The organism is Cloacibacterium caeni (genome assembly GCF_907163125.1).
Classification (GTDB): Bacteria; Bacteroidota; Bacteroidia; order Flavobacteriales; family Weeksellaceae; genus Cloacibacterium; species Cloacibacterium caeni_B.
Genome location: NZ_OU015319.1, coordinates 2797480 through 2810067, shown reverse-complemented (window position 1 = coordinate 2810067; position 12588 = coordinate 2797480). Strand labels below are relative to the sequence as shown.

Below are 12588 nucleotides of genomic sequence, written 5' to 3'. Positions count from 1 at the left end.
AACCGCAAAAGCATCAAAAGAAATGATTGAAAACAAGTATTACAAAAGTAAAAAAAGAAAAACCGATCCTTTTTTTACTTTTGATTAACTCAAAAATTTATATAGCTTTTGTTCCTTTTATGGTTAAAAAAATATAATAAATTTAAAAACAGAAACGGAAAACTTCGTTTCAAAAAAATAAAATGAAAATAGGAATCCTTTGTTATCCAACATACGGTGGTAGCGGAATCGTAGCCACAGAACTCGGAATGTCTCTTGCCAAAAAAGGTTATGAAGTGCACTTTATTTCCTCTGAATTACCTGCAAGATTAGACATGACAGACCCAAACATTTTCTTCCACAAAGTAAATGTACAAACCTATCCTTTGTTCAAACATCAACCGTTTGATATTGCGCTTTCTTCCACGATTTATCAAGTGGTGAAATTGTACAAATTAGATATTTTGCACGCGCATTACGCCATTCCTTATGCTTATGCTGCTTTTTTCGCCAAGCAAATGCTAAAAGAAGAAAATGCTGATATTCCGTTAGTTACAACGCTTCACGGAACAGACATCACTTTGGTTGGTCAACACCCGAGTTACAAACATGCGGTAGAATTTTCCATCAATCAATCAGATAAAATTACTACGGTTTCTGAAAGTTTGAAAAGTGATACTTTGAAATTTTTTAAAATAACCAAAGATATTGAAGTCATCACCAATTTCATTGACAATACAGAATTTGAAGATTTAAAAACTTGCCAAAGAAATCATTTTGCCAATGAAGATGAAAAAATTCTGATTCACGTTTCCAATCTTCGTCCTGTTAAGAGAATTAAAGATGTTTTAGAAATTTTCAACAAAGTTGAAAAATCGGTAAAATCTAAATTATTGATTTTGGGAGACGGTCCAGATGTAGAAGTCATCAATGAATTCATCAATGAAAATCCGCACCTCATCAATAAAATTAAACTTCTCGGAAAAGTAGATAATTTATATCAAATTCTGAAGTTTGCAGATGTATTCTTATTGCCTTCTGAACAGGAAAGTTTCGGTTTGGCAGCATTAGAAGCAATGGCCGCAGAAACACCAGTAATTTCGAGTAATGCAGGTGGAATACCAGAGGTAAACATTCAAGGAGAAACCGGATTTTTAGCAGAAGTAGGAAATGTAGAAGCCATGGCAAGTTATGCAATAAAATTGCTTTCAGACGATAAACTTCTCGCAGAAATTAAGAAAAAAGCTAAAGCAAGAGCATTGGAATTTGACTTGGTCAATATTCTTCCGATTTATGAAAAAATGTATGAAGAAACACTAGAAGAATTTCATAAAATGGCTTAACAATCATTCTCGCAGATTCTACAAAAAGTAAATCTGCGGGAAATAAAACTAAAAAACTAAACCACCATGAACGAAAATTTACTCCAATATCTTTGGAAGTATAAAATATTTTCCAAGTTTGATTTCAAAGATACCGATGGAAACCCAGTCGAAATTCTAGATTTTGGAACATTGAACACCAATTCTGGACCAGATTTTTCTTTGGCAAAAATTAAAACGAAAAACATCGTTTTAGCAGGAAACATAGAAATTCATGTGAAATCTTCGGATTGGTATTTTCACAATCATGACCTTCAAAAAGACTATCAATCAGTAATTCTGCATGTAGTTTATTTTAACGACACAGATGTTTCTGAACTCAAAGAAGCTGGAATTCCTACTTTAGACCTGAAAGATTATATTAACGAGGAAATTCTTGCCAAATATCAAACTTTAGAAAACCAATATCAGTTCATTCCTTGCGAAAGCATCTTTGATGCTTCTAAAATTCCATTTCTTTTTTCAGAAGAGACTTTACTCAAAAAATTAGATGAAAAATCTATAGAAATTGAACATCTTTTGGCTCAATCTAAAAATAATTACGAAGCTGTTTTATTTCAAAAACTAGCCTACAGTTTTGGATTAAAAGTAAATGCAGAAATTTATCAAAATATTGCAGAAAATATTGATTTTAAAATCGTTCAGAAGATTTCTCAGAATCGATTTCAGTTAGAAAGTTTCCTTTTCGGGAAAGGAAATTTATTAGAAAAAGAAACCGAAACAAATCAAAAATGGAAGAAAGAATTTGATTTTCTGAAAACAAAATTTAAAATTTCAGAACAAACTTTTCCAGTAAAATTTATGCGGTTAATGCCTCCTTCTTTTCCAACGATTCGGCTTTCTCAGTTGGCGATGCTGTATCATCTTCAGCCCAATTTATTTTCTAAAATTTTAAAGGCTAAAAATATTCAGGAATTAAAATCACTTTTCGAAAAAGTAAAAACTTCAGAATTTTGGGAAAATCACTACACGTTCGAAAAAACTTCCGAAGAAAAAATAGAGAAAAAATTGTCTGACGATTTCATAGAAATTCTTCTCATCAATGCAGTTTTGCCTATTATTTACACATATTTTAAAAATATAAATCCCGAAAAAACTGACCAAGTTATAGACTTTTACAAAAATTTGAACCCTGAAAAAAATTCTATCATCTCTTCATGGAAAAAACTGAACGTAAAATTTAGTTCAGCATTAGAAACCCAAGCGTTTTTGTATCATCATAAACATTTATGTTCATACAAAAACTGCTTGAATTGTAATATTAGCTTGAAAATTTTAAAAGATTAATTTTTGACTTTTTTACTTCAATCTTATAGGAAGAAAATCAAAAAAATCTAATTTTTCAATTTAGGGTGTATTAATTTGGCAACGGTAGAAGTCCAACCAGTTTGGTGAGAAGCTCCTACTCCACGACCATTATCTCCATGAAAATATTCGTAGAACATCACGTAATTTTTGAAATGTTCGTCATGGTTTAATTTATCTACGTTTCCATTAAAAGCACGATTTCCGTCTTTGTCTGGCAAGAAAATATTGCACAATCTTTGACTCAAATGATCTGCCACATAATTTAGATTCTGATAATTCCCACTTCCCGTAGGAAGCTCTACTTTCAAACTTTCGTCGTAATAAAAATAAAATCGCTGAAGACTTTCTACGATTAAAAAATTAATCGGGAACCAAATCGGGCCTCTCCAATTGCTGTTTCCGCCAAACATTCGACTATCACTTTCGGCAGGCGTATAATGCACAACGTGATTGATGCCATTAATTTCTAATTGAAACGGATTTTTTTCATATACTTTTGACATCGAACGAATTCCAAATTCACTTAAAAATTCTTTTTCGTCTAACATTCTATTCAGAATTTTGGTCAATCTCGTTTTTCTCAAAATACTCATGAGATGTTTTCTTCCTTTTCCTTCTACATCCCAATGCGAAACCAATTTGGCAAGTTCAGGTTTATTTTTTAGAATCCAGTCCATTCTTTCGGTAAAATTAGGCAGTTTTTGAAGCATTTCGTGTTCTATTACTTCTACCGCAAACATTGGAATGAGGCCTACAATACTTCTTAATTTTAGAGAAATTCCAGTTCCGTCGCTAAGTTGCAATACGTCATAGAAAAATCCGTCTTCTTCGTTCCAAAGTCCATTTTTTCCTTCGCCAAGATTTCCCATAGCTTCTGCAATGTAGAGATAATGCTCGAAAAATTTAATCGCCATATCTTCATAAACTGGATTATACAATGCCAATTCCATAGAAATTCTCATCATATTCAGGGCAAACATCGCCATCCAAGAAGTTCCATCAGCTTGTTCTAGATATTCTCCATTTTTGAACTGCATATTTCTGTCAAAAGCACCAATGTTATCCAATCCAAGAAATCCACCTCCGAAAACATTCTTTCCGTTTTTATCTTTTCGGTTTACCCACCACGTAAAATTGAGCAATAATTTCTGAAAAACACTTTCTAAGAAATGAATATCTGGTTTTCCATTGATTTTTTCATCGATTTTAAAAACTCTAAAAGTGCTCCATGCGTGAACTGGCGGATTGACATCTGAAAAATCCCATTCATACGCTGGAAGCTGACCGTTAGGATGCATGTACCATTCTTTGGTCAATAATTGCAATTGATTTTTGGCAAAATCTGGGTCTAAAATACTAAAACTCACACAGTGAAAGGCTAAATCCCACGTTGCAAACCACGGATATTCCCATTTATCTGGCATAGAAATAATGTCTTTGCAATTCATGTGTTTCCATTCTACATTTCTTACATGATGTTCAAAATTCCTTTCCACAGGGAAATTTGGGTCGCCATTTAACCATTTTCCAACTTTATAATGATAAAATTGTTTGTTCCAAAGCAATCCTGCAAAAGCTTGTCGCTGCACATTTTTTTCATCTTCGCAGTTAAATTCTTTTTGAATTTCGTCATAAAATTCATCCGATTCTTTTTTTCTTACTTCAAAAACCTCATCAAAATCAAAAAAAGCGTTCTCCATTTTATGAGGAGACATTCTGAAGTCAAAAGTTTTAGTTTCTCCTCCTTCTAATTCTGTATCTATTACAAAAGCAGCTTTAGTCCCGAATTTTTTAGGATTCACCGTGTTTTTTTGATGAACGATATGATGGTTAATTCCATCTTTAAAGTATTTATTTTCAGATTTTTTCCCGAATAATTTTTCGGTATTGGTTTCATTTTCACAGAAAAGAATTTTCACGGATTTGTCCCGAGAATAAAGCTTTTTCATTCCCAAACTCTCATGTTCTATTTCTATCTGTCCACGATGGCGCGTTGTAAAATTAGGTTTATAAGAATTATAACCCCAACTCCAATTATTTCTGTACCAAAGTGTGGGGAGAATCACCAAAGGTGCTTTTTCTATATTTCGGTTGGTGACAGTAACTCTGATTAAAATATCATCATGGTGAATTTTGGCATATTCTATAAAAATATCGAAATATTCATTTTGGTCAAAAATTCCCGTATCTATAATTTCATATTCTGTTTCCTTATTGCTTCGTTCTGCATTTGTCTTGATTAAATCTTCGTAAGGAAAGGCATTCTGCGGATATTTGTACACCATTTTCATGTAAGAATGAGTAGGCGTATTGTCTAAATAATAGAAAATTTCTTTAATGTCTTCGCCATGATTTCCTTGATGGTTGCTCAATCCAAAGAAACGTTCTTTAACCATTTTATCCTTTTTATTCCAAAAAGAAAAAGCGAAGCACAAACGTTGTTTGTCATCAGAAATTCCCGCGATTCCTTCTTCTGCCCATCTGTAAGTTCTGCTTTCTGCATCATCATGACCAGTTGCTCCCCAAGTATTTCCATCAAAGGAATAATCTTCTCTTACGTTTCCCCACTGTCTATTGCTTACATAAGGTCCCCAAGTTCTGTAATTTATATCTTGTAATCGTTGTTTTTCAGCATTCATAACCATTATTTTTTAAAATAACATGATGCGAAGTTAGAAAAAAATAAAAACTATGAAATTTCATTTAGATTAATTTTTTCAATGACAATTTCTTATTGTGAAAAAAATGATATAGCTTTGCAAAAGATTTGTTCTTTCATATAATCGAAATGTTATCAAGAAAGGTGGAGAGATTAGACTCTGTGAAACCTTGGCAACCTATCGCGTTTCTAAAACGAGAAAAGGTGCTACATTCTACTCATTTTTGGGATAGATAACACATAAAAACAGTTGATTCCCTCAACTTTTCTTATAGCATTTCATTTTTTAATCACATTGAAATGCAAAATAGCGACATACTTTATCAAAATTTACAGCAAAGAATCCTTGTTCTAGACGGAGCTATGGGAACTATGCTTCAGCGATATCAGTTTACAGAAGAAGACTATCGTGGCGAGAGATTTAAAAACTGGGAATCTCCATTGAAGGGAAATAATGATTTACTTTCTCTTACTCAGCCTCATGCTATAGAAGAAGTACACAAAAAATATTTAGAAGCTGGTGCAGACATCATCGAAACCAATACTTTTTCTGCGACTACCATTGCAATGGCAGATTACCATATGGAAGATTTGGTGTACGAACTCAATTTTGAATCTGCAAAAATTGCAAGAAAAGTTTGTGATGAATTCACAGCTATAACTCCAGAAAAACCAAGATTTGTAGCAGGTTCTATTGGCCCTACTAATAAAACCGCATCTCTTTCTCCGGATGTAAATGATCCTGGTTATAGAGCCATTACTTTTGATGAGTTAAGAATTGCTTACAAACAACAAGCAGAAGCACTTTTAGATGGCGGTTCTGATATTCTTTTAGTAGAAACTATTTTTGACACTTTAAATGCTAAAGCTGCACTTTTTGCCATAGACCAAATTCAGGAAGAAAGAAAAATTCAGATTCCAATTATGGTTTCTGGAACCATTACTGACGCTTCAGGAAGAACTTTGAGCGGACAAACTGCTGAAGCATTTTTGGTTTCAATATCTCATCTTAACTTATTGAGTGTAGGATTTAACTGTGCTCTAGGAGCGAAACAATTGACGCCTTATTTAGAAACCATTTCTAATAATTCTGAATTTTACATTTCTGCTTATCCAAATGCTGGTTTACCGAATGCTTTTGGGCAATATGATGAATCTCCAGAATTTATGGCAGAACAAATCCGTGAATATGCAGAAAAAGGATTGGTAAATATCGTGGGTGGTTGTTGCGGAACAACTCCTGACCACATTGCTGCAATCGCAAATATTGTTAAAAATTATCAACCAAGAAAGTTGTCAGTTGTCGGTTGATGGTTATCGGTTTAAAAAAATATTGATGAAAAAAGAATACACAGAACTAGAAGTTTGGATTGAAGCCAGAAAATTGGTCAATATGATTTATGAAAAAACTAAAAATTTTCCAAAAGAAGAAATTTATGGACTTACAAACCAAATAAGAAGATGTTCAATTTCAATTCCTTCTAATATTGCAGAAGGATTAGGAAGAAGAACAGCACAAGATACCATTCAATTTTTGCATATTTCAAGAGGTTCGCTTTATGAATTAGAAACTCAAATTTATTTAGCGTTTGATCAAAAATATATCAATGAAATAGATTTAGAAACTTTTTTAAATCAAATACTTGCTTGTAAAAAATTATTAAACGGATTTATTAACTATTTTAAAAGTCTACAGAATGGAAACTAATCCGATCCAAAAATTCCGACAACCAACAACCAACAACCGACAACTAAAATTATCTGGTCTAGAACCTTTAATTATAACTCCAGAATCCAATTTTATCAATATTGGAGAAAGAACCAATGTAGCAGGTTCTAAGAAATTTCTCAGATTGATTAAAGAAGAAAAATTTTCTGAAGCTCTAGATATTGCTCGTCATCAATTAGAAGGAGGCGCACAGATTTTAGACATTTGTTTTGATGATGGACTTTTAGACGGAAAATATTGCATGGTTAAATTCTTGAATTTAATCGCCTCAGAACCTGATATTTCCAGAATTCCAATGATGATAGATTCTTCAAAATGGGAAATTTTAGAAGCTGGTTTGCAAGTGGTTCAAGGGAAATGTGTAGTAAATTCCATCAGTTTAAAAGGTGGTGAAGAAGAATTTATTCGTCAAGCCAAAGCCATCAAAAGATATGGTGCCGCAGTAGTTGTAATGGCTTTTGATGAAAATGGACAAGCCGATAATTACGAACGCAGAATAGAAATCTGTAAAAGAAGTTATAAACTGTTGACGGACACAGTCCGTTTTCCTGCGGAAGATATTATTTTCGACCTCAATATTTTTCCAGTGGCAACTGGAATGGAAGAACATCGCAGAAACGCATTGGATTTCATTGAAGCAACAAAATGGGTTCGTGAAAACTTGCCATATGTTTCGGTTTCGGGTGGTGTTTCTAACGTTTCGTTTTCGTTTAGAGGAAATGATACGGTAAGAGAAGCAATGCACTCGGTTTTCCTCTATCACGCCATCAAAGTGGGAATGAATATGGGAATTGTAAACCCTGCAATGCTAGAAATTTACGACGAGATTCCTAAAGATTTGTTGGAGCTGGTAGAAGATGTAATGCTGGACAGAAGAGATGATGCTACGGAAAGATTATTGGATTATTCTGAAAAACATAAATCCGTAAAAAAAGAAAAAGTAGAAGATTTAGCATGGCGAAATCAGCCTTTGCAAGACAGAATTACCCATTCTTTGGTAAAAGGAATTGACCGTTTTATTGAGGAAGATGTAGAAGAAGCCCGAATAATTTCGGCAAAACCTTTGGATGTTATCGAAGGAAATCTAATGACGGGAATGTCTGTAGTGGGAGATTTATTCGGAAGCGGAAAAATGTTTCTTCCTCAAGTGGTAAAATCTGCGAGAGTGATGAAAAAAGCGGTGGCTTATCTTCAACCATTTATAGAAGCTGAGAAAGATTCTGCTCAAAAAGCCAACGGAAAAGTATTGATGGCAACGGTAAAAGGTGATGTTCACGACATTGGAAAAAATATTGTGAGCGTAGTTTTGGGCTGTAACAATTACGAAATTGTAGATTTAGGAGTGATGGTTCCTGCCGAAAAAATTATTCAAACAGCGATTGAAGAAAAAGTAGACGTTATTGGTTTAAGCGGTTTGATTACGCCAAGTTTAGACGAAATGGTACATATTGCCAATGAACTGGAGCGTCAAAACCTGAACTTTCCGTTGATGATTGGCGGTGCTACAACTTCTAAAGCGCATACTGCGGTAAAAATAGACCCTAAATATAAAAATGCTGTGGTTCATGTAAATGACGCTTCCAGAGCAGTTGGTGTGGTAAGTTCTTTATTGAGCAATAGAAATGCAGAATTTGTTTCGGAATTGAAAACTGATTATGCCGATTTCCGTAAGAAATTTTTGAACAGACAAGTTGATAAAGAATATATTTCGATAGAAGAAGCGAGAAATCAAAAATTCAAAATCAATTGGGAAATCGAGACCATCTCTGAACCTAAAAATTTAGGCATTCAATTGATTGAAAATCAAAATTTAGAAGAACTGCATCCTTACATCGATTGGAGTCCGTTTTTCAGAAGTTGGGATTTATTTGGAAAGTATCCTCAGATTTTAGAAGACGAAATTGTAGGAGAACACGCAAAAGAACTTTTTGCTGATGCTCAAAAAATGTTGAAGAAAATCGTGGCGGAAAAATTATTAACTGCAAAAGCAATTTTCGGAATTTTCCCTGCCAATTCTAATGAGCAAGACGATATTGAACTGAAAAATGGTGAGGAAACATTTACGTTCAGAACGCTTCGTCAACAACATAAAAAATCTGATGGCAAAGAATATTTGGCTTTGAGTGATTTTATCGCTCCAAAAACATCAGGGAAACAAGACTACATCGGTGCTTTTGCGGTGACTACGGGTTTTGGAACCGATGAATTGGCTCAAAAATATGAAGCAGAGCATGATGATTACAATGCGATTATGGTAAAAGCATTAGCAGACCGATTGGCAGAAGCTTTTGCAGAATATTTACACAAAAAAGTAAGAACTGAAATTTGGGGTTATTCTAGTGATGAACATCTAGAAAATGAAGATTTAATTTCCGAAAAATATGTAGGAATTCGTCCTGCTCCTGGTTATCCTGCTTGTCCAGACCATTTAGAAAAAACCACGATTTGGGAAGTATTGAAAGTGAAGAAAAACATAGGATTAGAATTGACAGAAAGTTTGGCAATGTTCCCTACAGCTTCTGTTTCTGGATATTATTTTGCTAATCCTAAAGCGAAATATTTCGGAGTAGGAAAAATTACAGAAGACCAACTGAAAGATTACGCCGAAAGAAAAAATATAGATTTAGAATTGGCGAGAAAATGGCTATCTCCAAATTTGGTAGATTAATTTATGAGAAACGATTTTGACTTTATAGCATTTTTAAAATATAACTCTTTCGATGAAGGAGGAAGATCAACTCCTGCTAAATCAGGATATAGACCTCAACTTTATTTTGATTTTGAAAAAAATTCAACTTCTGGAAGACAAATTTTCATAAATAAAGAATGGGTTTCTCCTGGAGAAACTGTAGAGGCAGAAATAACAATGCTTTCTCCACAACTTTTTGAAAATAAATTATATGAAGGTTTAGAGTTTAAATTTTGTGAAGGCAGAGTTGTGGTTGGTTATGGAACAATTTTAAAACTTGTAAACGAAAATTTAATTAGAAAATAAATTTCGCGTGAGCGATTGCAGTGGAAATCCTTTTTTTGCTAGGAAAAAGCTTTGGCAAAAAAAGATTGCAACGGAAAGCGCGGTTTCATAAAAATAGCTTGGATTAAGTTTTGGATTTTTATGGAACACGCCCAAAATAGAAAAAATTAAAATATTTAAAAATAGGAACAGCTTGCTTCGTTCCTCGGAATGACAAATGAAAGTTACAGAACACATACAAAACGCCAACGGAAAAACACTTTTTTCTTTTGAAATTTTGCCACCTCTAAAAGGTCAAAATATACAATCGATTTTTGATGCGATTGATCCATTGATGGAATTTAATCCTGCATTTATAGATGTTACGTACCATCGTGAAGAATATGAATATGTAGAGCGCGAAGATGGACTTCTGGAAAAACGTGTAGTGAAAAAAAGACCAGGAACCGTGGGAATTTGTGCTGCAATTCAGAATAAATATGGTGTAGATGCGGTGCCGCATATTTTGTGTGGTGGTTTTTCTAAGGAAGACACCGAAAATTTCTTGATAGACATCGATTTCTTGGGAATTCATAATGTAGTCGCTTTAAGAGGAGATGCGGTGAAAACAGAAACTTATTTTAAACCAGAGAAAAACGGACATGCTTTTGCCAAAGATCTGGTAGAACAAATCGTGAAAATGAATCACGGAACTTATCTAGACGAAAGTTTAGAAAATTCTGCCTGTACAGATTTTAACATCGGTGTAGCGGGTTATCCTGAAAAACACATGGAAGCAGCAAGTCTAGAACAGGACATTTACCACCTCAAGAAAAAAGTAGAAGCAGGTGCAGATTATATCGTGACGCAAATGTTTTTCGACAATCAAAAATATCACGATTTTGTAGAAAAATGCAGAACTTCTGGTATTAATGTTCCTATTATCCCAGGATTAAAACCGATTACTACCAAGTCTCAACTGAGCATGATTCCGCATCGTTTCAAGGTAGATTTGCCTAACGAGTTGGTGATTGCCATTGCTAAAGCAAAAGACAACAAAGAAGTAAAAGAAATTGGCATCAATTGGTGTATTCAGCAGAGCAAAGATTTAATGAAAAACGGCGCTCCAGTTCTTCATTATTATTCTATGGGAAAAAGCGAAGTGGTAAAAAGAATTGCTTCTGAAGTGTTTAAAGACTAAAGCATTTTATGTCTTTCAAACGAAAGATTTCGGTCAAAAATATAACGATATGTCGCGAGTTTTCTCGTGACTTTCGTTTCTAAATTTTCGGCAATTTTAATCATCCTTGGATTAAAATCTCCAATCCATTGCATTTCGTAATCTGTATAATTTCTGGTCTTTCTGAAATGTTTTGTGCCTTCCCAAATCATAAATCCATCGATGCCTTTTCTTTGCCATTCTGGAACAATTCCGAAAACTAAGCCAACCATTTTCTTGTTTTTTATAAAAAATTTAACCATTAAAAACTTCAATTTTTCAATCCAACCGAATTTACCATTCAGGTATTTAAACCATTGATTCAAATCTGGAATGTTAATCCACATCGCAATGGGTTTATCGTTTTCGTAAATGAACCAAGAGATATTTTCGTCTAAAATAGGTTTCATGGTTTGAAACATTTTTAGCACTTTTTTCGCTTCTATTTGCTTTCCTTCACCATGATTCGCCCAAGCTTTGTTGTAAATTTCTGCAAAATCATGCGCAAATTTTTCCAATTGATTTTTTTTCCAATGAACTGCTTTCAAATTTGGATTTTTGGCATTCATTCTATGTCCATTCATAAAAACTTCTGAAACCTCATCGTAGACTTTTCTTCCGTAACACAATTGATTAAAATAAATCTGAAAACCATAATTTTCAAACAATTTCTGATAATACGGAGCATGAAAATTCATCCCGTACAACGGTTCATGAAAACCTTCAATGAGCAAACCCCAAAACTTGTCTCGCTCCCCGAAATTTATCGGTCCATCCATTGCTTCCATTCCGCGTTCCATCAACCAATTTTTACAGAAATCAAAGATGAAATTCGCTGTTTCTTGGTCATCAATACAATCAAAAAAACCAATTCCACCAGTTTTTAACTTTTGTTCATATTTTGGATTGACAAAAACCGCAACTTTCCCTACCGTTTGATTCTCTGCATTTTTAAAAAGAAATCTTTCACACGTTCCATTTCTGAAAAATTTATTTTTGTTGGGCTTAAAAACTTCTTCAACATCTTTATCTAAAGGGCGAATGTAGTTTTTCTCGTTTCTAAACAAACGAGATGGAAATTCTAAAAATTCTTTTTGCGTTTCTGGCGAATTAACGAGAATAGATTTCAGCATACATTAAAAAATCCGATTGAATGAATCGGATTTTAAATGTAGTAATTATTTTTTATTCTTTAAAAATTTGAAATATATAAGCAAAACCATTGCAATTGTAAAAAGCATCTGTATGCTAACTATCAAAATTTCATTTTTAAAAAATGCTAATCCATTTACCAAAAAGAAGGAAAGTAAATATGAGATGAAAAGTACCGCAATTAGAAACAATTTTCTTTTCCAATGC

The 12588-nt window shown here is 33.5% G+C and carries 9 protein-coding genes and 1 riboswitch; of the genes, 7 read left to right on the top strand and 2 right to left on the bottom strand.

Features of this window, described 5'->3' with window-relative positions:
* The first annotated feature begins 182 nt into the window (after window positions 1-182).
* Window positions 183-1322: an N-acetyl-alpha-D-glucosaminyl L-malate synthase BshA gene (gene bshA, locus KKQ79_RS13060; protein ID WP_213190510.1), complete on the top strand. Its 1140-nt coding sequence runs from the start codon at window positions 183-185 to the stop codon at window positions 1320-1322.
* A 66-nt stretch (window positions 1323-1388) separates the two neighbouring features.
* Window positions 1389-2648 carry a DUF2851 family protein gene (locus KKQ79_RS13055; protein ID WP_213190509.1) on the top strand — a complete coding sequence of 420 codons (1260 nt, stop codon included), beginning with the start codon at window positions 1389-1391 and terminating at the stop codon, window positions 2646-2648.
* Between the two features lie 47 nt (window positions 2649-2695).
* On the opposite strand, the gene KKQ79_RS13050 is transcribed toward KKQ79_RS13055, so the two are convergent.
* On the bottom strand, window positions 2696-5308 hold the full coding sequence (locus KKQ79_RS13050) for an MGH1-like glycoside hydrolase domain-containing protein (RefSeq protein WP_213190508.1): 2613 nt from the start codon (window positions 5306-5308) through the stop codon (window positions 2696-2698).
* 149 nt (window positions 5309-5457) lie between these two features.
* Window positions 5458-5568: riboswitch (SAM riboswitch) on the top strand.
* A gap of 60 nt (window positions 5569-5628) precedes the next feature.
* Here KKQ79_RS13050 and KKQ79_RS13045 point away from each other — a divergent pair.
* From KKQ79_RS13045 to metF, 5 genes are all read left to right on the top strand, one after another.
* Window positions 5629-6639, top strand: a complete 1011-nt coding sequence (locus KKQ79_RS13045) for a homocysteine S-methyltransferase family protein (protein ID WP_213190507.1) — start codon at window positions 5629-5631, stop codon at window positions 6637-6639.
* 25 nt (window positions 6640-6664) lie between these two features.
* The gene (locus KKQ79_RS13040; protein ID WP_213190506.1) at window positions 6665-7036 is read left to right on the top strand and encodes a four helix bundle protein; all 372 of its coding nucleotides are present in this window, start codon (window positions 6665-6667) and stop codon (window positions 7034-7036) included.
* The gene (gene metH / locus KKQ79_RS13035; RefSeq protein ID WP_213190505.1) at window positions 7026-9725 is read left to right on the top strand and encodes a methionine synthase; all 2700 of its coding nucleotides are present in this window, start codon (window positions 7026-7028) and stop codon (window positions 9723-9725) included. Before KKQ79_RS13040 ends, metH begins: the two co-directional genes overlap by 11 nt.
* A 3-nt stretch (window positions 9726-9728) precedes the next feature.
* Complete coding sequence (locus KKQ79_RS13030) at window positions 9729-10052, top strand: EF-Tu C-terminal domain-related protein (RefSeq protein ID WP_213190504.1); 324 nt, start codon at window positions 9729-9731, stop codon at window positions 10050-10052.
* 196 nt (window positions 10053-10248) lie between these two features.
* Window positions 10249-11211 carry a methylenetetrahydrofolate reductase [NAD(P)H] gene (gene metF / locus KKQ79_RS13025; RefSeq protein WP_213190503.1) on the top strand — a complete coding sequence of 321 codons (963 nt, stop codon included), beginning with the start codon at window positions 10249-10251 and terminating at the stop codon, window positions 11209-11211.
* On the opposite strand, the gene KKQ79_RS13020 is transcribed toward metF, so the two are convergent.
* A complete protein-coding gene (locus KKQ79_RS13020; RefSeq protein WP_213190502.1) occupies window positions 11208-12362 on the bottom strand; it encodes a hypothetical protein in 1155 nt (384 codons plus the stop codon). The two genes, metF and KKQ79_RS13020, sit on opposite strands and share 4 nt — an antisense overlap.
* Between the last annotated feature and the right edge of the window lie 226 nt (window positions 12363-12588).